Here is a 20,365-nt window from a genome sequence, read left to right as displayed (position 1 = left end):
CGGAGGTCGTTATGCCATTGCGTCGCCTGCTCGTCCCCCTGGGCCTTGCCGCCCTGCTCGCCGCCCTCCTCGCCTCAGGCAGCGCCACGGCCCAGGCGCCGCAGGTCACCGAGCGCCAGGAGGCCCAGCGCACGCTGCGCGAATACCGCCTCAACGGCCAGCTCTACGCCATCGAGGTGCGCCCCGCCCAGGGCGAGCGCTACTTCCTGGTGGATCACAACGGCGACGGCAATTTTCAGCGTCAGGCCGGTAATGGCGTGGAGATTCCCGCCTGGGTACAAGAGCGTTAAGGGCGGTATCAGGGCTACCGCAGTTATCACACTTTCTGCCCTGAGGCCCGGGGCTACCCTGGGGGCAGGCCATCGCGGGGCGCTGTGAACCCCTCCCTGGGCGCTACTTTTGCCACCCATGGCAAAAACCCCCCGCTCTATCCTGCCCCCAGCGCCCCTCAGCAATGCTGCCTGCGATAGCCTCGAGAGCCATATCAGCGGGGATGCATCACCCGGGCAAGCGAGTACAATAGGCGGCCTGATAATCCGGGCGAGAGACTCATGGCCGTATTCACCCCGCTGAGCGAGACTCAGGTCGCAGACTTTCTGGAACGCTTCGATGCCGGCACCCTGACCCGACTCGAGGGCGTGGCCGGCGGCACCGAGAACACCACCTACTTCGTCACCACGGATCGCCGTGAGCTGGTGCTGACCCTCTTCGAGCAGGGCGAGCACGAGGAGCTGCCCTTCTTCGTCGAGCTGCTCGACTACCTGGACGAGCATCGCCTGCCGGTCCCGGGCCCCCTGCACGACCGTGACGGCACGGCCCTGCAGAGCCTGGCCGGCAAGCCGGCGCTGCTCTTCCCGCGCCTGCCCGGCAAGCACCCCAAGGCCCCCAACCTGGCCCAGTGCCGGGCCCTGGGCGACGCCCTGGGGCGCCTGCATGCGGTCTCCCGCCACTTCCCGGGGCATCGCCCCAATCCCCGCGACCTGAACTGGCTGGTGGCCATGCATCACCGGGTGCTGGTCTATCTGTCGCCGGAAGATCAGGCGCTGATGAAGGACGAGGTGGAGACCTACCAGGGCGTCTTCGGCGACGCCTCGAGCCTGCCCCAGGGCGCCCTCCACGGCGACCTCTTCCGCGACAACACCCTCTTCGAGGGAGATCGCCTGGGCGGGCTGATCGACTTCTACAATGGCTGCACCGGCGACCTGCTCTTCGACCTGGCCATCGTCATCAACGACTGGGCCTGCGACGCCCAGGGTCGCCTGGACGCGGCCCGCTACGAGGCGCTGCTCGGCGCCTACCAGGCCCGCCGCCCGCTCAGCGACGAGGAGCGCAAGGTATGGCCGATGATGCTGCGCCTCACCGCCCTGCGCTACTGGCTGTCGCGGCTGCTGGTGGTCTATGTGGACCCGCCGGCCCACGACCTGACGCCCCATGATCCGCAGCAGTTCCGTAGCATCCTGCTGGAGCGTATCCAGCACGGCGCCCTACCCTTGCCCGAACGGAGCCAGCCATGACCTCACCCGCCGCCAAGGCGCGTCGCACCTACAATATCGACCAGTGGGGCAGCGGCTATTTCGATGTGGACGACAGCGGCCAGGCCCTGGTCCGCCCGCTGGGCAGCGAGATCGAGGGCCCGGCCCTGCCGCTGCGCGGCCTGGTGAGCCAGCTGCGCGAGGCGGGCCTGCGCCTGCCGGTGCTGGTGCGCTTCACCGATATCCTGCATGACCGGGTCGAGCAGCTCTGCGCCGCCTTCGATCTGGCCATGCGCGAAGAGAAGTACGACGGCGGCTATACCGCCGTCTACCCGATCAAGGTCAACCAGCAGCGCCGGGTGGTGGAGGAGATCCTCGCCACCCAGGAGCGCGGTCACGGCCGGGTCGGCCTGGAAGCGGGCAGCAAGCCGGAGCTGCTGGCGGTGCTGGCGCTGTCCGGCGACGGCTCCTCGCTGATCGTCTGCAACGGCTACAAGGATCGCGAGTACGTGCGCCTGGCGCTGATGGGCGAGAAGCTCGGCCACCGGGTCTACCTGGTGGTGGAGAAGTTCTCCGAGCTGGATATCATCCTCGAGGAGGCCAAGCGCCTGAAGGTCAAGCCGCGCATCGGCCTGCGCGCCCGCCTCGCCTCGGTGGGCCGCGGCAAGTGGCAGGACACCGGCGGCGAGAAGTCCAAGTTCGGCCTCACCGCCAGCCAGGTGCTGGGCGTGGTGGAGCGCCTGGAGCAGGGCAACGCCCTGGCCAGCCTGCAGCTGGTGCACTTCCACCTGGGCTCGCAGATCGCCAATATCCGCGATATCCAGCGCGGCCTGCGCGAATGCGCGCGCTTCTACCAGAGCCTGCGCGAGCTGGGCGCCCCGGTGGATACCGTGGACGTGGGCGGCGGCCTGGGCATCGACTACGAGGGCACCCGCTCGCGCAGCGAGTTCTCCATCAACTACTCCATGCGCGAGTACGCCAGCAACGTGGTCTGGGCCTTCCGCCAGGCCTGCGAGGATCAGGGGCTGCCTCACCCCCACCTGATCAGCGAGTCGGGGCGCGCCCTGACCGCCCACCATGCGGTGCTGATCGCCGACGTGATCGGCGAGGAGCGCACCCCCACCCGGGCGCCGGCAGCGAGGGTCGAGGGCGACCCCCAGGTGGACGAGCTGCGCCGGGTGCATGATCGCCTGGAAGCGATGCGCGAGCCCCGCGGCCTGGTGGAGGCCTACCACGACCTGGTCCAGGCCATCGGCGAGCTGCAGGACCGCTTCGTGATGGGCCTGGCCGGCATCGAGGCCCGGGCCGAGGGCGAGGCGATCTACTTCGCCGCCTGCGAGCGCCTGCGCGAGCGCCTCAATACCCGCAACCGCGCCCACCGGGAGATCCTCGACGAGCTGGCCGAGAAGCTCGCCGACAAGCTGTTCGTCAACTTCTCGCTGTTCCAGTCGGTGCCCGACGTCTGGGGCATCCGCCAGATCTTCCCGGTGCTGCCGCTGAGCGGCCTGGATCGCGAGCCGACCCGCCGCGCCGTGGTCCAGGACATCACCTGCGACAGCGACGGCCGCATCGACAACTACGTCGACGGCGAGGGGGTGGAGACCACCCTGCCGCTGCCGGAGTGGGCCGACGACGAGGAAAAGCTGCTGGGCTTCTTCCTGGTGGGCGCCTACCAAGAGATCCTCGGCGACCTGCACAACCTGTTCGGCGACACCGACTCGGTGGACGCCGCCCTGGGCGCCGACGGCAACTGGGTGCTCTCCGAGGCGATCCATGGCGATACCGTGGCCCAGGTGCTGCGCCACGTGAACTTCGATACCGAGGTGCTGCGCCGCCATCTGGCCGGCCAACTGGCGGCCAGTGGCCTGGAGGCCGACGAGCGGGAGGCCTTCCTGGAGGATCTCTCGGCGGGGCTGGAGGGCTACACCTACCTGGAGTAGGGTTCCTCAGCCGCCTGTAACGACAGAGGCCCCGCAGCAGCGCTGCGGGGCCTCTTTTGCTATAAGACCAAACCTAGTCGACGACCCGGGTCACCACTTCCAGGCCACCGGTCAGGGTAAAGTGCAGCTCGCTGCCCCGGGGTAGCTCGCCGACCCCGGCGGGGGTGCCGGTGATCACCACGTCTCCCGGCTCCAGGGTGAAGTGGCGGCTGATCTCGGCCAGCAGGGTGGCCACCGGGAAGATCATGTCAGCGCCCTCGCCATACTGGCGACGCTCGCCGTCGATATCCAGGCTGAAGGTCAGGGCGCTCCAGTTGGGCACCCGCTCCAGGCGCAGGAAGTTCGACAGCGGGCAGGCCCCGTCGAAGGCCTTGGCGACCTCCCAGGGGTGGCCCTTCTCCTTGAGGCGCGACTGGACGTCGCGCAGGGTGAGATCCAGGGCCAGGCCGATCCCCACCACGCCGCGCTCCGCCTCGGCGGCGGTGGCATCGCTCAGGGTCTCGCCGATCAGCAGCGCCAGCTCGGTCTCGAAGTGCACCTCGCCCCGGGAGAAGGGGGCATCGATGGGCTCGTCCAGGGCCACGGCGCTGGTGGCCGGCTTCATGAACAGCAGCGGCTCGCTGGGCACCGGGTTGTCCAGTTCCTTGGCATGGTCGACGTAGTTGCGGCCGACGCAGACGATCTTGCCGAGCGCCTGGGAAAAGTCCTGGCCATCGGTGAAGCGGGGTACGAAGCGCATGGAGTCTCCTGAGCAGGCAGCGGCGGCGCCGAGGCGCCGCGGGATTGACCACAGTCTACCCGATTCCGGCGCCGCCGGGAGGCCGGCCGACGCCCCTCAGGGCGACCAGCCCCCCCCGGGCGATGGGCCAGGAAGTCGGGACGCGGCGCCTTGGCCGCATAGGGGCAATATGTCGACGTTTTGCTGACACGCACAAAAAAACCGCCTCGATGGGCGGTCTTCTTAATGTGTCTAAGGTACTGATCGGATTGCAATTTCGTTGGTGCCGGCACCAGGAGTCGAACCCGGGACCTACTGATTACAAGATATATCTAAAACAGCACGTTATGTCCAGCACCACCACAAATCAATACCTTATGGCCGCCTACCTACTCGCTGCGTACCCTACCAGCTCGCTCGCGTCGTCACAATGTCGACGCTGCTCCTATGCGAGTCGAGTTTATGTACCTTCCTGCCAGGAGCCACAACCACATTATCTAATTAAACTTTACCTAATAAACCGCCGCACCGGGACAAAAACCTTTTAATTCATAAGGATATAAAAAGCAGTGGGGTTAAGGTGAAGCTCATGTCTAATCGTTAAGTCAACGGCTTACCTAAGAGGTGACCCCCAGGATTTTTTTTGCTACGCTAATGACATTTAGTTACAAAAGGCTGCGCTAGAAACATCGAGATTCTGAATTAACAAACCCTAAACAACTCATTCCTTTCCAGGGAGGAGAGCCATGGTGAAGTCAAACTCCTTACTCCCCATGGCTGGTGGGCTAAGCTTCTTGCTGGGGCTCACATTAGCCTTTCTTATACCTAACAACACTGTTGCAGCTATCACAGCTATAACAGTAGTCATGATTGTTAATGTGTGCACCTCCTTAACTAAAAAAAGCAACCAACTAATAATCCATAAAGAAGTACTGTCGGCAGCTCTACTTTCTGGAGCACTGGTTGGCGTTTTAACTTTTTGACACTTATTGGCGGTGATCTATGAACAACGAGGATAAAAAAGTAGAGCGCTATGCTAAGCTTATAGAAAACAATCAATGCCTTATCCGTTCCTCACGGGGAATGATAAGGAAAAAAAGAACCCCGTTAGCGAGAGGAGTACAAGCCGGAAACTTAAAGTCTATAAAAAGGGCTGCATATGACAAACTAATGGGAAGCATAACAAAGTATCAAAAAAGAGATCTCTGTAGACTACTTTGCAGATTTAGGAACTTGGCAAGCAAGAAAAACACTTCGCAACAAGCTGCAGAAATCAAGGAGGATCTGAAGAACTGGTTTATAAGAGGTGCATTAACAATTATTGATGCCAAGACTGGATTAATAATCAGCCTTCTTTGGGTAATCAAAAACCATATAGAGCAAGCTTTCTGCAAATGCTCGTTCGATGGCGCTTGCTTGCAGGCTTAACCAAGGCTCATCATAACAATAACTATCCAAAATTTAAAAAAAATTAAAGATTAACAAAGCTGCTAAAAGGCAGCCTTAAACACCTTGTGACGCTTTTTTCCTCGTCATTCCACTTTATCCCCAGGGCCTCTAGCAATCTTCCTGCCAGCAAGCTAATTAATACCCTTCTTTCCCCAAAACTCTCAAAAGAGCTCTTTCATGTGCTTCTTTCGCTGCACCTTCTGGACTAGGAAAAAGACCTGCACCAGTAAACCCGTCTTGTAGGCACAACCGATAAAGCTTTGGTGCCTCTTCGACTCTTAGTTCATACTTCACCAAAAACTTACTTGCGACATCACATTTGTCTATATTGTAAGAATCCCTATCAACAAAACCTTTTAAAAACGTAGTAAAGCACCCTTGCTGGGGGTTTATATTTTTGCTTAATGATGCCGGAGGCTCCAGAGCGTAAAAAGGGCTTCTCTGATCGGAGTTCAATTTATCCCCATTTAACGCCCACACCGCGATACTTTTCTCATCAGAAGAACCATCACTAACCTTTTTCAAGAGGCTCTTCATACCGCTTACAGCCGCAAAATACATCGCCACCCTTGCTGATCTACTCCAATCCAACAACCTTGTTTCCAACCCATGATGTTGGGCCATAATGATTACCTGAAAATCATCAGAGGTAGGCCATGAACTAGGAGGATGTTTATCTTCTCTAACCCCAAAGCAGTCTTCTTCAAAAGCCATTCCAAAAGGCATCGGAACACGACTGTTAACGAGAGAAAATCCATATCTCAAATCATGCCCATCGCCAGGAACAGGCAACCCAGCTTTATCACATGCTTTTATAAAATCTCTTAACAGCCTATACTCATATCTGGAAATCTTAATCCCTTCTTCGTATTCCATCCTAGAGCTGCCATCTTCAAGTGCGGTTTGAAGGTCACCTTCCCACTCTTCATGCCTTGCATTCCCTCTTGCGATACCGGGGGTCAAAAAATCCCTTGCATCACCTTGGCCACGAAAAATAAACTCCTTGCCATATTCCCCGCTAAAAAACGGATTGAAGAGCTCCGCTGCTGATCTACATTTCACAACTCTCAATTTTGACGTGCCACTCATACCCCCCTCCTTTTAAAGACCTCTATTGAGATGCTTTCAGCCTTTAACTTCACAGGTGCGCGCTAGTCGATATCCGTCCCTGTCTGCTTGAGCGTCTTCCACGCCTTATCGATCTCCGGGCTTATCTGTCCTACTAGCTCGCTAGCGTCGTCACCCTACTTGAGCCCCAGGGCCTCCAGGAACCGCCCCGTCAGGTGGTAGGGCCAACTTATCCACTGATGCCTTAGATGTAGGGCAACCATGGTAGCGAATAGAGCGACAATTATCCCCAGGAGGAAGACGCCCAGGGTTATCCACTGGCGCTTTATTGGTGGCTGATTCCAGTCGTTCGAGGGCTTTTTCCTTCTCCTCTTACCGCGAAAGTCACTGCCATAGAGCTCTTCTCGCCGCTTTCTGTCTTCCTGGAAGTAGTCCCTATCCTGGATGCCCATTGCTGACCCTCCCCTAGTCGCGGAGCCTGCCACCCTGGAACCATCTTGCCGATGCCGTCCTGGCTAGTCGGTATCCGTCCCTGTCTGCTTGAGCGTCTTCCGCGCCTTCTCGATCTCCGGACTGATTTGCCCGGCTTCCTCGTTCACCTGGTCGGTCATTAGCCACATGGTGTATTTCGGCCACTGCCGGCATACGGCTTGGAGCAGATCCCCTTTCGGTACCCTTCCAGTCTGCTCGATACCTATCAAGGTTTTTTTAGGCACACCAATGAGTTCCGAGAATTCAGCTCTCCCGGAAGTCTCCACTTCTCGAATCAAGCGGATTTTTTGCGCAAGGTCGTTTGACATGTGCCCTACTTTGAGTACACTTCATTTTAAGCTGTGCTCATTTTAGAGCATACCCTGTATAGGGCACAGCTTCTCGATCTACAAGTTTTGCTTGAAACATACCACAGCAAGCCACAGCGAGCAGCTACGACATGGAAACCAGCACCGCGCCCCAGGTCCCAGCACCCACCGTGCCCGTGATGACCATCGAGCGATTCGCAGAGTTGTCCGGCCTCACCCCCGACACCGTTCGGGGCCAGCTCCACCAGGGCAACCTTCCCCTTATCAAGATCGGCCGCCGCCGCCTCGTCAACGTGGCCCTCCTGACCGCCGAATGCATCAACGCGGAGGACTGGTCATGACCACTTACGCCCTCCGCAACGAACGCTACCGCACCTGTCGCCTCGTCTTCGTCCTCCAGGACGGTGCCCAGCGTCACCGCACCGCTAACGCCCACCTGTCCACGGGCGCCCAGGGCGATTACGCCATCGTCTACGTTCCCGCCCATGCCGAGCCGGTGAATGCCCCCTCTCGCCAGCCCGACTGGGTAGATAGCCGTAACGGCTATGCCATGTACGACTTCACCAGCCACCAGGACGCCCTGGACTTCCTCTGCGCCCTGTACGGCATCACCCCTGACCAACCTACCCAAGACGCTGATGCCGAGTCCCTGGAGGCCAGCGCCGACACCCTCAACCGGGTAGAGCGCACCGTCCCGGCCTTCCCCCTGCTGGGCCGCGACGTTATCCACATCGCCCCGCTGTTCTGGGGCCGGGCTTATCCACACCCCGATCACTCCCACCCGAGGAACCGCCAATGACCACCGCCAAGAAACAACCCATTCGCGTGTTCCTGGATCAAGAAACCCACAGCGCCTTTCTGATCCAGGCCGGCACCCACAACCGCACCCCCAGCGCCCTGGGCGAACGCCTTATCCAGGATGGCCTGGCCCGTCTCAAGGCCGGCGACCTCTCCGCCCTGGATGCTGACCTAGCCACCGACCTAGCCCGCTCCCAGGGCTCGGAGGCCTGAAATGTCTGTGCCTGCCCGTCACCCGTCGCCCATCGGTCGCACGGCTCCCCGAGTCGGCGCAGTGGATCCCGTCAAGGGCGAGGGTGCGAGCGCAGCGAGCGCCCTTGACGGGGGCCACGGAGTCGACTGCCGTGCGGACCGACCGATGGCGCGCCGGGTAGGGCGGGCACACGCCTGCCCGGAACCCCGAGTCTGGAGGGAGCGGGCCGCCCGCTGCCACCACGGCCGGGACTACGGCAAGGCCGCGCTGTTCTACCGCATTGCCGAGTATTTCGCCCTGGAGACGGAAGGGCCGTCACCAGACACCACCGAGCTAGACGCCCTCGCGCAGCACTGTGAAGCGCTCGCCAGGGCCCAACGCTAACGACGAGGAACCACCCATGAGCCTGATCAACACTATTCAAGCCCGCGTTATCGGCGCCATGCGCTACTCCATGGACGGCGGCATCAAGGGCGCCAAGATCACCCTGATGAACGAAGCCGACCCCGCCAACGACAACCGGGTCGGTCATGACGTCATGACCATTTCCGCCCCCTACGAGATCCTCGAGCAGATCCGCCCCTATTCCGGGCAGCTCCCCTGCAACCTCGAGATCGACACCGAAATGCGCGTCTCCGGGGGCAAGGCCACCCTCCACGCCATCGCCGTGCGCAAGCCCGCCCACGGTGAGGCCAAGCAACCCGCCGCCCAGGCGGCCAAGGCCTAAGCCATGCGTGTACAAGTCTGCCGCGACTGGGACGACGCCCTGGACACCTGTGCCGGGGCGCTCGAATGGGTCGAGGCAGCCGAGTTAGTCGAGGCTGGAACCCAGCCTTGGCTAACGGTCGAGGGGGCCCTCGTCGTCGCCGCCTCGATCGGAACCGTCTGGGCCGTCGCCTGGGCGGGTCGGGCCATCGCCCAAGCCATCCACTCAGCACTTCATTGAGGTGAACATCATGAAATCTTTCTCTATTCGCTCTATCGCTACTGCCTCCGCCGCCTCCGTCGCCGCGTTCTTCGCCGGTTCCGCCCTGGCTACCGATCCCGGCGTGGACGTCAGCGGCGTGGTCTCCGCCGTTAGCGGTGCTTCCGCGCCCATCGCCGCCGTGGCAACCGCGGTGCTCGCCGTGCTGGCCGGCATCCTGGTCTTCCGCCTCATCCGTCGCGTGATGTGACGGCCCGCCTTACCGGCGACCCCGGGCCCCTACGGGGGCCCGTTTTCGTAGAGGGGTAACACCATGGACATGCTCACCAGTTGGTTTCTCACCGGCGCCGCGATCCTGATCGCCATGACCCTGATCGCCCGCTTTCTCTTCTCCCGATAGGACGGAACGAGGCCATGACCCATGCTCGAACTCTCACCCGGTACGCTTGTCTTGCTGGCCTTATTGCCGGCCTTCTGGTTGCTGTTCCATCACTGACCCACGCCCAGGGCTTTCCGCCTGGGCATCCCTACCATATCGATACCGCCCGCGCTCGCATCATGCAGAAGTACGCCACCTCTGCCGTCGAGCGCATGGGCGAGCGACAGATCGAAGTCCGGGCCAGGGTCAGGCATTCGGGGCTTCCCGGTAACGTCACCCGCTATACCACCGTCGGCACCTATATCCCGGCGTCTAAAGTTCGAATGGGTGCTATGGCCGCCCTCGGTCGCGGGGTGATGCATCCGGGCTTACAAGTTGCCATTTTGGCGGCGGGATGGGCTTGGTCACAGTCACAGGGAATTCATCAGCCCTATGTTGATGAGGAGGGGTTATTCGAATCTCAAGAAGGTATTTCATGGAGTGCGCCGTTTTGTTCTGGCGAAAGGTTCGTTTCAGCAGGGGCCGCTTGGAGTTGCTTTAGAAGCTCTCAACCTGGCATTCACAAGTTTAGAGATTTCACGTCACCAACTTCTACTTATCCAGCAGGAACTATGAGGGTGCATTATCGCTGTGATCCTGACGGAAGTGGCTGCCTATCTGCCTCCATGATCTCTTCCTCTTACCCCCCGACCACGGACACCTATTCTTCTCCAGACTCTCTAAACGAGTCTGTTCCTGAGTCAGACTATGCCCAGTTAGATCAACATATTCCCCATGAGCTAGTTAATCAGCTATGGCAATCTCGTTGGCAAGATCACCAAGACTGGCTCCAAGACATTGGCTATTGGTCTAAATCTGGCTCTGATCTTTCTTCTGAGGCGGGCAGGGATCTTTCTAAGGTTTCTTCTGAAAGTGGTACTACTGCCGAGGTAATGAAAAAAGCCGCCGAGCAAAACGAAAATCTTTATGCCCAGCTCACCGGAGAAGAAGAACCGAATACTGAAACAGAAACCGATGCCCGTACTGCTGACGATGAACAGCTTGATAGATGGGATGAACCTATCCCTGAATTCCCCGAGGAGGAGCCGGAATGGCAAGTTGAAGTGATCGACAGCTTGCCCAGTTTCTCTTTCGGCCTGGGCAGTGGTAGTTGCCCCGCCCCGGTGACGATCCCCCATCCCCTGGGTGGCTCTTTCACTATCGAGTTTCAGAAGCTCTGTGATCTGGCGTCGATGATCCGCGGCGCCGTGATCGCCATCTGCATGATTCTCGCCCTCTACATCGTCCTCGGCACCCGTGCCACCACGTCTTAAGGAGGCCACCCCATGCCCGCGATTATCGTCACCATCCTGACCGGCTTTTCGACCTTCCTGGTCGGCTCCCTGCTGGCCCGTATCGCCTCCTTGGTGGTCTTCACCACCGTGGGCATCGGCCTGATTTCCGGCCTCCTCGCCCAGGCCGCGAGTCATATGGGCGGTGCCGGGGAAGCCCTGTGGTTTATCCAGCTCGCTGGCTTCGATGTGGGCCTGTCGTCCATCGGCTCGGCGCTGCTGCTGCGCGCCACGATGAACGCCTGGAGCCTCAAGCCCTCCGGCGCCATTACCGGAGGCCGCTGATATGGCCATTCATCTGATTTCCGGGGTGCCTGGCGCCGGCAAGACCCTGCGCGCGGTCTTCACCCTGATTAACCAGCTACGCACCGAGGAGGGCGCCGATCGGCCCTTCTTCGGTAACGTCCGCGACCTGCGTAACCAGGCCCCGATCCCCGACACCTGGATGCAGGTGCCCGATGGCGCGATCATCCTGATTGACGAGGTTCAGCAGCGTTGGCGGCGCTACCGCAACACCGGCGAACCGCCCCCCGAAATCGCCGCCCTGGAGACCCACCGTCACCGGGGCATCGACTTTATCCTTACTTGCCAGAACCCCTCCCAGCTCACCAGCGACGTGCGCGCCCTGGTCGATACCCACGAACACCTCATGAGGAAGGGCAAGCTAAACGGCGCCATCGTCTGGCGCTGGGAAGGCCAATGCCACACCAACCCCGCCGCCCACTCCAAGGACGCCGACTGCGAAGCCTCGATCTGGCGCTATCCGAAGTGGGTGTTTGAACAGTACACCTCCGCCAGCATCCACACCGGCAAGCGGCGCCTACCGCGACTGCTGATTATCGCGCCCGTGGTCCTGCTGGGTGGCGTGGTGTCGATCACCGTGGCCATTGCCCAGGTCTCCAGCTACTTCGGGGATGCCGACCCGAGCCCCAACTCCCAGGCGTCCCAGGCGACCCACACCGCCCCCGCCGCGCCCATCGAGATCCCCACCGCCATCGCCTATGGCGGCATGCGCGTGGGCGAAGGCTGCCGGCTCTACGACGAAGACGGGCGCCCCCTGCTGGTATCCCTGCCCATGTGCCTCGAAGCCCTGGACATGGGCCTTCCCTACGAAGTGGAGATCTTGCCGCTATGACCACCGCCGCCTTCACTCCGACCCAGGCCCGATCCCTGCCGGCCTGGCTGCCCAGCGTCCAAGCTACCGCCCTGGGCACCATGCTCCTCGATCACCTCTGTGCCTGGCTGATTACCGGCCCCTGGCCCGACCTGCTGAGGATCACCCTGGGGCGTCTGGCCCTGCCGATGTTCGCCTTTATGGTCGCTTGGCACGTCCTGCACACCGCCCAGCCGCTGCGCTATGCCCACCGGATCTTACTGATTGCCCTGATCGCCCAGGCCCCCTTTATGGCCCTGCACGCCCAGCCCCTGGGCAACATCTGCTTCACCCTGGCCGCCGCCGCCTACCTGATTGCCGGCCTACGTCGCCGCGATCCCTGGCCGCTGCTGCTGGCCGCCGTCCTCGCCCTGGTGATTATCGGCCACGTCGAATATGGCATTGTCGGCCTCGCCCTGGTGCTGGCCTGCGCCCTGGCCATCCGCTACCCCCTGGCCTGGCTCGCCCTCCTGGTCTGGCCGCTGCTCCAGTACGGCATCAACCTCAGTGCCTACAGCGCCACCATCGGCGTCGTGTTGCTGCTGACCCTCTACGTCACCCAACCGGCCCTGCCCCGGCTACCTCACTGGCTAACCCGGGCCTTCTACCCCGCGCATCTCTGGGCCATCTATCTCCTGGTACTCGTTCTGGAGGGCCTGGCATGAGCTACCTGCTTCAAAAGTCCTGTTTTGAATCGCTCTATCGCGACATGACTGAGCGCCGGCGTTTTGTCGTGCATGTGGGCGTCTTTCGGTTTGCCACCGTTGCCGGAGATCGATGGGTCGTCGCCATGACCTTGCAGGCCAACTACTGGCTTCTCGGGGCTCAGCGGGGTGGGCTACGTCAATTTCGCAATCTTGATACGGCGCAGAAATTCATCCTTGAGGACCTGGGCGCGGATGCCTTCAGCGTCCAGGGAGCCTACCCGCATCAATTTCCCGATTTTGATGGCGAGGTGGGGCTGTCAGATGTGGGTTTGTCAGGGGTGGCTGCCTGAATCGCCCGCGTGCGCGGCGCGGGAGAGGACGCTTGCGCCCGCATCCCCGCGACGCGCACGCGGAGCGGGGCGAGACCCTCCCTGTAGCACGTCTCGCAGATTAACCGCGAAGCGGTTCACAACCTGCCACACCGTCTCATTAGAAGGGTTTTCAAAATGAAGCGTTGGGATCGTTATTCTTTAGAATCACTCGCCCAGGGGCTGGAAGATCCTCGGGGCCCGATCTTTATCAGTCACAAGGGCCAAGCCAACCTGGAAGGGGTCCGGCTGCTCAATGCCGGCGTCGACACGGTGCGTCAGCTCTACCGGGGTAAGCCCAGCCTGCCCCAGTTCGATCAGATCATCAGCGTCTACCAGCAGGGTCGGGGAGCGACCATCGACCTCTATGGCCATACCTGGGCCGTGGCGCCAGGCTCCAGCCAGTCGGGCTTCCGCTATCGCCTGCAGAACAATGACCTCGGGGTGATCGTGCTGCTCTATGCACGGCACCAGAAGGCCGAGAACATCGGTACCCACGTTAAGATCGAGCTATCCCCGCACTTTATCCAGGAGCGAGCCCCGGACGCCTGCCAGCGCTTTATGGACGTCATCGCCTCGTGCCTGCTGGATCACTTCGAGCCGGCCGGCTGCGCCGTGCATCTGGCCCTGGACGTTCAGGGCTGGGAACCGCCCCGCGACTTCATGGATCGCTTCGTGACTCGCTCAAAGCGGGTATCACGTCTGAATGCCATCGATAATCTGGAGATCACCAGCGGCGAAATCGCCGTCCAGTACGGCTATGGCCAAAGCTACCTCTTCGGCACCGCCGGGGCCCTGCAATGCGCCATCTACAACAAGACCAAGGAAGCCCACCACCGCGACAAGCTCCACTACTGGGAAGGGATCTGGCGCGACGCCGTGACCGATGACCTCGCCCCGGCCTATGACCCCGACCAGGACGTCTGGCGCATCGAGATGCGCTTTCATCAATCGGTCCTCGCCGAGTATGCCCGGGGCGTACCCTGCAACGTCGATACCGGCGAGATCCTGGACGAAGCCCACGGCTTCACCCGCTTCACCGACACCGTGCCCCACCTGACCGGGATCTGGCGAAGCGCCCTGCAAAGCTACCGCCTGGACGCCTGCCGCAACCTGATCGATCCCGCCTGGCAGCGCTTCCAGGATGACCCGCGTTTCTACGCCCTGGAGCCCCATTTCCTCTACAAGCGGGCCCGCAAGGCGCCCGGCCTGGGAAACGAAAAGAACGTCTGCCTGGCCTTCGGTAACTTGATCTCGATCTATGCCCGCCAGGGCTTCCAGGCTCAGCAGGCCATCGACTACCTCAAGGCGTCGGGGATGTGGGAAGACCTGGAGCACTACTACCGCCGCCGTGGGATCGGCAAGGGGGAATTCCGCCAGCTCGTGGAACAGAAGCTCATCGAGCGACGATTGCTAGGGAAGGCCGCCTAGTGGCGATTAAGAAGGTAAAGACAGGGTGGAAGGTCGACTTTCAACCCGGTGGTCGTGGCGGTCGTCGTGTCCGCAAGACCTTCAAGACCCAGGCCGAAGCCAAGCGCTTCGAGCGCCATATCCTGGGTAAGGTTGCTGTTGGTGAGGAATACACGCCACCAAAGCGGGATCGACGCACCTTATCGGAGCTTGTCCAGCTATGGCATGACCATCATGGCCACACCCTCAAGAGCGCCAGGGATCGTAAGCGCGCCCTACTCAAGGTCGCCGAAGCCCTAGGCGACCCCTTGGCCTCTAACTTCACCGCCCAGGACTGGGCCACTTATCGTACCCAGCGCCTCCAGGAGGTGAAGCCCAGCACGGTGAACCACGAACATGCCTACCTCAAGGCCATGTTTTCCGAGCTGGAACGCCTGGATCTCTGGCATCGGCCCAACCCGCTGTCCAAGGTTCGCATGGTCAGGACCGATGACACCGAAATGGCCTACCTGGATCGCCACCAGGTGCGCAGCCTTCTCGATCACCTCAAGGCCAAGCCCAAGCGGGACTGCTTCCTGATCACCTGGCTTTGCCTGGCCACCGGCGCCCGCTGGAGCGAGTCCCAAACCCTACGGGCTGAGAACGTCGGCAAGGATCGCGTCACCTTCGTAGCCACCAAGTCCGGCAAGTCACGTACCGTTCCGATTGATCCACAGCTTGCCGGCCAACTTCGCCGCCGTCGCCGGATCGGTCGCCTATTTATCAACAGCTACAAGACATTCCAGGCGAGTATCCAGGATCTCGGCATCGAGCTACCCAAGGGCCAGCTTACCCACGTCCTCCGCCACACCTTCGCAAGCCATTTCATGATGCATGGCGGGAATATCCTGGTGCTGCAACGCATCCTGGGCCACCAGTCGATCACCATGACGATGCGCTATGCCCATTTCGCGCCGGATCACCTGGAGGAAGCGGTTAAGCTCAACCCGGTTGCCGGGCTCGGTTGACACTTTGTTGACACGCACAAAAAAACCGCCTTATCGGCGGTCTTATTGGTGTACATAAGGTGTTGATCGGATTGCAATTTCGTTGGTGCCGGCACCAGGAGTCGAACCCGGGACCTACTGATTACAAGTCAGTTGCTCTACCAACTGAGCTATGCCGGCGTGGGCACTGCCTTGCAATCCTGCACCTTACACACGGTGCTACGAGAAACTGGGTTGGCGATGGCTGGGGTAGCAGGATTCGAACCTGCGCATGCCGATACCAAAAACCGGTGCCTTACCACTTGGCGATACCCCAGCAGCGTGGTGGCCAGAGAGGGAATCGAACCCCCGACACGGGGATTTTCAATCCCCTGCTCTACCGACTGAGCTATCTGGCCCCTGCCAACGGAGACGTATTTAACTAGAAAGCTTTCTTCCGGTCAAGCCTTTTTCTTTCAAAACCTTGGCGGCCTAGTTCGAGGGGGGCACATAGCCTTCCGCCTGGTCGGTGTCGCGGTTGTCCAGGAAGCGCTCCAGTTGTTCCATCAGGTAGGCCCGCGCCTCCGGGTCGAGCATATTGAGGTGCTTCTCGTTGATCAGCCGGGTCTGCAGGGCCTGCCACTCCTCCCAGGCGCGCTTGGAGACGGTGGCCTGGATCTCCTGGCCCTTCTTGCCGGGCAGTGGCGGAAAGGGCAGGGCGTCCAGCTCCTGCTGGTACTTGCGGCACATCACGGTCTGGGTCATCGGGTATCTCCTGGTTTCAGGCCAGCAAGTCATCGCCGAGGGTGTCCAGCAGCGCCTTGACCGGCGCCGCCAGCCCCACGCTGGCCGGTTGTCGGGGGTTGTACCAGAGGCTGCCCGACTCTGTCACTGCCGCCAGGCGCCGGGTACGCGCCGGCCGCGGGGTGATCTCGAGTCGGAAGTGGCTGAATACATGGGTGAAGGAGGACCAGGGCGCCTCCAGCTCGGCCCCGGGCGCATGGCTATCGAGCCAGGCCAGGAGGGCCGCCTCCTCCTCGAACTGGGGAAAGCACCAGAGCCCGCCCCATAGCCCCGTGGGGGGCCGCTGCTGGAGCAGTACCCGCCCCTCGGCGTCGCGCAGCAGCAGCATCTGGGTGGCACGCCGGGGCGTCGCCTTCTTCGGCTTGGCCTCGGGGAAGCGCCGCTCCTCGCCCCGGGCATGGGCCAGGCAGACATCATCGAAGGGACAGCGCCCACACTCGGGCTGGCCGCGCCGACACAGGGTGGCGCCCAGGTCCATCATTGCCTGGGTGTAGTCGGGCAGCCGTGCCTCGGGGGTGTAATGCTCCGCCAGGGCCCACAGGCGGCGCTCCACGGCGCTGCGCCCCGGCCAGCCGGGCAGGGCATGCAGCCGGGTCAGGGAACGCTTGACGTTGCCGTCGAGGATCACCGCCCGGCGACCGGTGCTGATGGCGATGATGGCCCCGGCGGTGGAACGGCCGATGCCCGGCAGCGCGGCCATGGCGTCCAGGCTATGCACCGGGAAGTCGCCGTCGTGCTCGCTGACCACCTCCCGGGCGGCCTTGTGCAGGTTACGGGCCCGGGCGTAATAGCCGAGGCCGGTCCACAGGTGCAGCACCTCGTCCTGGGGCGCCTCGGCCAGGGCCTGCACCGTCGGGAAGCGCGCCATGAAGCGCTCATAGTAGGGGATCACCGTGGCCACCTGGGTCTGCTGCAGCATGATCTCCGAGACCCATACCCGGTAGGGGCTCTTGTCCTGCTGCCAGGGTAGCCGCTTGCGGCCATGGGCGTCGAACCACGCCAGCAGGCGGCGCTGGAACTCGGCGGATGAGAGTAAGGGAGGCACGGTCTGGTCGTCGGTCATCGGCTATCACGCATAAAAAAGCGCCGACACGGGGTCGGCGCAGGGACTGGCTTTCTGATGCTCAATCAAAGAGACCCCGCAGGGTGTCGCGAAGTTCCTCGCCGGCACCCTCACCGAGGCGCTCATCGAGCCCCTGGGTGGCGTCATCCAGGCGGCGCTCCACCTCGCGGCTGACGCGGTCGGCGGCCTCGTCGCGCACCAGGCCGGCCACCGCGTCGCGGAAGGCCTGGCGATCGAAGCGGCACCAGTCGCCGCTGGCCTCGTCCAGGCTGCCGACACAGCGCACCGGCAGCGGCACCCGCTCGAGGCGCGGGTTGACCGTGCAGGCGGCGTCGGCGGTATCCACGAAATGCGCCCGGGCGGCATAGTCGAAGCGCCGAGTCACCAGGTTGAGCTCGCCCTCACCGTCCAGGACGATGCCCGGCACGGCGATATCCAGGTCCTCGTTATGTACCACGCCGTCGCGGATCACCAAGCCGGCCTGGGCGCGCTCGAAGCGGGTCTCGTCGCTCCACTGGCGCTGACTCTGCTCGCCCTCCAGGGTCGCCACCAGTTCGCACATCTGGCGGGAGACATTGACGTCGAGCATGGCACCGTCCTCGATATCCAGGGCCAGTCGGCCGTTGAGGTGATTGGGCCAGCGCTCGATCCGATCGCCCCGGGTGGTCAACTCGCCCTCGAGATTGAGGCGACCGCGCAGCGGCGACGTCTCTTCCAGCAAGGCCTCGTAGACCGGAGCCACCCGCACCCGCTCCAGGCGAGGCGCCAGGGACCAGCGAACCGGCGTCTCGCGCTGATCGAGGCCACCGCTGGCTTCCAGGGTGCCATCGTAGAGGCGCGCCTCCAGGCGTTCCAGGCGATGCCGCTGGCCCTCGCCGGCCAGTGCCAGGCGCACCTCGTCGAGCTCCAGGGCGAAGGCCTCGAGCTGGCCCAGGGACAGCTGCCCGTCGAGGTCGAGCCCTTGCAGCCACTCCAGCGACAGGGCAGCCGCCTCGTCGTCTTCGGCATGGGCCGGCGCGACCCCGGGCAGGGCCGCCTGGGCCTCGGTGACGGTCTCCGCAGGCAGGTAGCGATCGAGATCGAAGCGGTCGCCCTGCAGGTCGAACCCGAGCGCCGAGCCATCCAACTGCCCCCCCAGGCGGCCGGTGAAGGTGGCACCGTCCAGCACCAGGGTCAGGTTGGTCAGTTCGAGCCGCGAGGGGTCTCCGCGCAGCGGACTGGTCAGGGCCACATCGGTGAAGACGGTGTCATCACGCGTCTCGGGCAGGACATCGAAGCGGCTCAGCCAGGGGCGCAGGGAGAGCGGCGCCAGGCTCACCTGGCCGGTGTACTGGGGCGCCTCGAACAGCTGGTTGGCGGTGAGGTTGCCACTCAGCCGCAGGCCGTCGGGGCCTTCCAGCTGCAGCTCGCGGAGCATGACTTCCTGGGCCGCCAGGTCGGCATCGGCGACGAAGGCGAGGGAGAGCGGCAACTCCGTCTTACCCAGCTCAGGGTGGGAGAGCCCCAGTTCCAGCCGCCCCCCCTCGGCGCGATAGCGCCCCAGGGTCGGCTCGGCCACCAGCTCCGCCAGGCTCAGGTCGACACGCTGGCGATGCCCCTCGAGTTCGGCCAGCTCGGTACGGGTGGTCAGGCTGGCATTCTCCAGTTGATAACGTCCGTCGCCGAGCCCCAGGCGCACCCGACCGTCGAAGCCCACCTCACTGGTGTAGAGGGGCGCGTCCTGTGCCTGATGATCCTCGGGATAGGTCCTCAGGGTGAAGCCACCGCGCAGCGGGAAGGCACGACTGGGATTGACCTGGGTACCGGTGACCTGCAGCGCCTCGGCGTAGAGGTGCAGCGCCTGCTGGCGATCCTCGAAGCTGACCCGGCCATCGCGCAGTTGAACGCTGGCGATATTGAGGGCCACCGCCATGCCGGCATCGCCCGGGGCAAGGCCGGCGGCGGCCGGTGCCAGCACCCGTTCGGCGGCCTCCTCACCATCGAGACGCTCGAGCAGGGTCTCCCAGTTACCGCGCCCCTCGGCGTCACGCTCCAGGTTGAGGCGCATGCCATCCAGGGTCAGACCCTCGATGGCGATCATGCCGCGCAGCAGGGGCGTGAAGGCCAGGCTAACCTCGGCCTGGGAAAACGCCACGAAGGGCGCCTCCTCCAGCGCCTGCTCCGGCAGCCAGGCCTCGGCCTCGGAAACACTGACCCCCAGGCGGGGGTAGAAGGACCAGCTCAGGGGGCCCTCCAGGGCCAGCTCCAGGCCGCTCTGGTCGCGCACCACCTGAATCAGTCGCGGCTTGAGATCATTGGGGTCGAAGAAGGTGGTGACGTAGATCACCGCCGCCACCATCACCAGACCCAGCACGCCGACCACCGCCAGCAGGGCTCGCAGCAAGGCTCTCATGGGGTGCCTCCCGGGGCCGGGTGTTCGAATTCGAAGTAACTGCCATCCGCCGCCGGACGATAGCCCAGCCGCGACAGCAGCAGTTGATCGTCCATGGTCAGGGTCTCGCTGGCGATACGCAGCACCCGCCCTTCCCGGTTGGCGGCCTCCCCCACCAGGGCCAGCAGGCGGGAGCCCACGCCGCGGCGGCGGGTGGTCTTGCGCACGCAGAAGTTGGCCAGCCACCAGGCCTCGGGGTCTTCGGTGACCGCCACGGCGCCCAGCAGGCGATCATTGAAGCGGGCACAGCAGAAGGTGCCCCGGGACTCCAGGTGCTGGCGGATATAGTCATCGGCGGGTAGCGGCAGGCGCTGCGCCGGTGCATCGGCATAGATACGCGAGAGGTCGAGGGCCACCTGGGCATCCGCTGCCCAGGTGGCATGATCGACCCTGTGAAGGGTAACCGGCATGTGCTATCTCCATGGGCCGGAGCGGCGGCTCCGGCCGCCCA

At 62.7% G+C, this 20,365-nt stretch carries 25 protein-coding genes and 3 tRNA genes; 17 read left to right on the top strand and 11 right to left on the bottom strand.

All coding sequences use genetic code 11. The annotated features are described in order from the left end of the window. Positions 1-11: 11 nt before the first annotated feature. From ACQ1W9_RS01805 to speA, 3 genes are all read left to right on the top strand, one after another. The gene (locus ACQ1W9_RS01805) at positions 12-290 is read left to right on the top strand and encodes a DUF2782 domain-containing protein (protein ID WP_431025039.1); all 279 of its coding nucleotides are present in this window, start codon (positions 12-14) and stop codon (positions 288-290) included. A 261-nt stretch (positions 291-551) separates the two neighbouring features. Next, a complete protein-coding gene (locus tag ACQ1W9_RS01800; protein ID WP_431025038.1) occupies positions 552-1,514 on the top strand; it encodes a homoserine kinase in 963 nt (320 codons plus the stop codon). Further along, positions 1,511-3,412, top strand: a complete 1,902-nt coding sequence (gene speA, locus ACQ1W9_RS01795; protein ID WP_431025037.1) for a biosynthetic arginine decarboxylase — start codon at positions 1,511-1,513, stop codon at positions 3,410-3,412. Before ACQ1W9_RS01800 ends, speA begins: the two co-directional genes overlap by 4 nt. Before the next feature lie 73 nt (positions 3,413-3,485). Here the strand turns inward: speA and ACQ1W9_RS01790 are convergent, their stop codons facing one another. After that, on the bottom strand, positions 3,486-4,151 hold the full coding sequence (locus ACQ1W9_RS01790) for a fumarylacetoacetate hydrolase family protein (RefSeq protein ID WP_346063710.1): 666 nt from the start codon (positions 4,149-4,151) through the stop codon (positions 3,486-3,488). 725 nt (positions 4,152-4,876) lie between these two features. Between ACQ1W9_RS01790 and ACQ1W9_RS01785 the strand changes: the two genes are divergently transcribed. Together ACQ1W9_RS01785 and ACQ1W9_RS01780 are read left to right on the top strand one after the other, a co-directional pair. Continuing rightward, positions 4,877-5,113, top strand: a complete 237-nt coding sequence (locus ACQ1W9_RS01785; protein WP_431025036.1) for a hypothetical protein — start codon at positions 4,877-4,879, stop codon at positions 5,111-5,113. A 19-nt stretch (positions 5,114-5,132) separates the two neighbouring features. Then, entirely contained in the window at positions 5,133-5,558 is a 426-nt protein-coding gene (locus ACQ1W9_RS01780) for a hypothetical protein (protein ID WP_431025035.1), read from the top strand. Between the two features lie 156 nt (positions 5,559-5,714). On the opposite strand, the gene ACQ1W9_RS01775 is transcribed toward ACQ1W9_RS01780, so the two are convergent. The 3 genes from ACQ1W9_RS01775 to ACQ1W9_RS01765 all read right to left on the bottom strand — a co-directional run bounded on the left by ACQ1W9_RS01775 (position 5,715) and on the right by ACQ1W9_RS01765 (position 7,447). Next, positions 5,715-6,668: an FRG domain-containing protein gene (locus ACQ1W9_RS01775; RefSeq protein ID WP_431025034.1), complete on the bottom strand. Its 954-nt coding sequence runs from the start codon at positions 6,666-6,668 to the stop codon at positions 5,715-5,717. A 155-nt stretch (positions 6,669-6,823) separates the two neighbouring features. Further along, positions 6,824-7,099: a hypothetical protein gene (locus tag ACQ1W9_RS01770; protein WP_431025033.1), complete on the bottom strand. Its 276-nt coding sequence runs from the start codon at positions 7,097-7,099 to the stop codon at positions 6,824-6,826. Positions 7,100-7,162: 63 nt separating this feature from the next. Continuing rightward, positions 7,163-7,447 carry a hypothetical protein gene (locus tag ACQ1W9_RS01765; RefSeq protein ID WP_431025032.1) on the bottom strand — a complete coding sequence of 95 codons (285 nt, stop codon included), beginning with the start codon at positions 7,445-7,447 and terminating at the stop codon, positions 7,163-7,165. Between the two features lie 131 nt (positions 7,448-7,578). On the opposite strand from ACQ1W9_RS01765, the gene ACQ1W9_RS01760 reads away from it, so the two are divergent. From ACQ1W9_RS01760 to ACQ1W9_RS01705, 12 genes are all read left to right on the top strand, one after another. Then, entirely contained in the window at positions 7,579-7,788 is a 210-nt protein-coding gene (locus tag ACQ1W9_RS01760) for a DNA-binding protein (RefSeq protein ID WP_431025031.1), read from the top strand. Continuing rightward, complete coding sequence (locus ACQ1W9_RS01755) at positions 7,785-8,246, top strand: hypothetical protein (protein WP_431025030.1); 462 nt, start codon at positions 7,785-7,787, stop codon at positions 8,244-8,246. The genes ACQ1W9_RS01760 and ACQ1W9_RS01755 overlap by 4 nt, the downstream gene beginning before the upstream one ends. Beyond that, positions 8,243-8,458, top strand: a complete 216-nt coding sequence (locus ACQ1W9_RS01750) for a hypothetical protein (protein ID WP_431025029.1) — start codon at positions 8,243-8,245, stop codon at positions 8,456-8,458. The genes ACQ1W9_RS01755 and ACQ1W9_RS01750 overlap by 4 nt, the downstream gene beginning before the upstream one ends. Before the next feature lie 380 nt (positions 8,459-8,838). After that, complete coding sequence (locus ACQ1W9_RS01745; RefSeq protein WP_431025028.1) at positions 8,839-9,165, top strand: hypothetical protein; 327 nt, start codon at positions 8,839-8,841, stop codon at positions 9,163-9,165. 229 nt (positions 9,166-9,394) lie between these two features. After that, entirely contained in the window at positions 9,395-9,613 is a 219-nt protein-coding gene (locus ACQ1W9_RS01740) for a major capsid protein (protein WP_431025027.1), read from the top strand. A gap of 164 nt (positions 9,614-9,777) precedes the next feature. Next, the gene (locus tag ACQ1W9_RS01735) at positions 9,778-11,055 is read left to right on the top strand and encodes a virulence factor TspB C-terminal domain-related protein (RefSeq protein WP_431025026.1); all 1,278 of its coding nucleotides are present in this window, start codon (positions 9,778-9,780) and stop codon (positions 11,053-11,055) included. A 12-nt stretch (positions 11,056-11,067) separates the two neighbouring features. Continuing rightward, positions 11,068-11,358: a hypothetical protein gene (locus tag ACQ1W9_RS01730; protein ID WP_431025025.1), complete on the top strand. Its 291-nt coding sequence runs from the start codon at positions 11,068-11,070 to the stop codon at positions 11,356-11,358. Position 11,359: 1 nt separating this feature from the next. After that, positions 11,360-12,208: a zonular occludens toxin domain-containing protein gene (locus ACQ1W9_RS01725; RefSeq protein ID WP_431025024.1), complete on the top strand. Its 849-nt coding sequence runs from the start codon at positions 11,360-11,362 to the stop codon at positions 12,206-12,208. Next, entirely contained in the window at positions 12,205-12,891 is a 687-nt protein-coding gene (locus tag ACQ1W9_RS01720; RefSeq protein WP_431025023.1) for a TraX family protein, read from the top strand. The genes ACQ1W9_RS01725 and ACQ1W9_RS01720 overlap by 4 nt, the downstream gene beginning before the upstream one ends. Further along, entirely contained in the window at positions 12,888-13,223 is a 336-nt protein-coding gene (locus tag ACQ1W9_RS01715) for a hypothetical protein (RefSeq protein ID WP_431025022.1), read from the top strand. The genes ACQ1W9_RS01720 and ACQ1W9_RS01715 overlap by 4 nt, the downstream gene beginning before the upstream one ends. Positions 13,224-13,379: 156 nt before the next feature. Then, entirely contained in the window at positions 13,380-14,672 is a 1,293-nt protein-coding gene (locus ACQ1W9_RS01710) for a hypothetical protein (protein ID WP_431025021.1), read from the top strand. Beyond that, positions 14,672-15,658 carry a phage integrase gene (locus tag ACQ1W9_RS01705; RefSeq protein ID WP_431025020.1) on the top strand — a complete coding sequence of 329 codons (987 nt, stop codon included), beginning with the start codon at positions 14,672-14,674 and terminating at the stop codon, positions 15,656-15,658. The genes ACQ1W9_RS01710 and ACQ1W9_RS01705 overlap by 1 nt, the downstream gene beginning before the upstream one ends. Before the next feature lie 83 nt (positions 15,659-15,741). On the opposite strand, the gene ACQ1W9_RS01700 is transcribed toward ACQ1W9_RS01705, so the two are convergent. The 7 genes from ACQ1W9_RS01700 to ACQ1W9_RS01670 form a co-directional block, all read right to left on the bottom strand. Then, a tRNA-Thr gene (locus ACQ1W9_RS01700) sits at positions 15,742-15,817 on the bottom strand. 61 nt (positions 15,818-15,878) lie between these two features. Further along, positions 15,879-15,953, bottom strand: a tRNA-Gln gene (locus tag ACQ1W9_RS01695). Between the two features lie 6 nt (positions 15,954-15,959). After that, positions 15,960-16,035 (bottom strand) — tRNA-Phe (locus ACQ1W9_RS01690). A gap of 73 nt (positions 16,036-16,108) precedes the next feature. After that, positions 16,109-16,381 carry an oxidative damage protection protein gene (locus ACQ1W9_RS01685; RefSeq protein WP_431025019.1) on the bottom strand — a complete coding sequence of 91 codons (273 nt, stop codon included), beginning with the start codon at positions 16,379-16,381 and terminating at the stop codon, positions 16,109-16,111. A 16-nt stretch (positions 16,382-16,397) separates the two neighbouring features. Continuing rightward, positions 16,398-17,483 (bottom strand): A/G-specific adenine glycosylase, encoded by a 1,086-nt coding sequence (gene mutY, locus ACQ1W9_RS01680; protein WP_431025018.1) that lies wholly within the window; start codon positions 17,481-17,483, stop codon positions 16,398-16,400. A gap of 61 nt (positions 17,484-17,544) precedes the next feature. Further along, a complete protein-coding gene (locus ACQ1W9_RS01675; RefSeq protein ID WP_431025017.1) occupies positions 17,545-19,875 on the bottom strand; it encodes an AsmA family protein in 2,331 nt (776 codons plus the stop codon). Beyond that, on the bottom strand, positions 19,872-20,324 hold the full coding sequence (locus ACQ1W9_RS01670; protein WP_346063644.1) for an acetyl-CoA sensor PanZ family protein: 453 nt from the start codon (positions 20,322-20,324) through the stop codon (positions 19,872-19,874). The genes ACQ1W9_RS01675 and ACQ1W9_RS01670 overlap by 4 nt, the downstream gene beginning before the upstream one ends. Positions 20,325-20,365: the final 41 nt, after the last annotated feature.

Origin of the sequence: Halomonas sp. H5 (genome assembly GCF_050613175.1) — a bacterium.
In the GTDB taxonomy this organism is placed as follows: domain Bacteria; phylum Pseudomonadota; class Gammaproteobacteria; order Pseudomonadales; family Halomonadaceae; genus Bisbaumannia; species Bisbaumannia salifodinae.
This window is presented reverse-complemented; position numbering and strand designations above follow the sequence as displayed.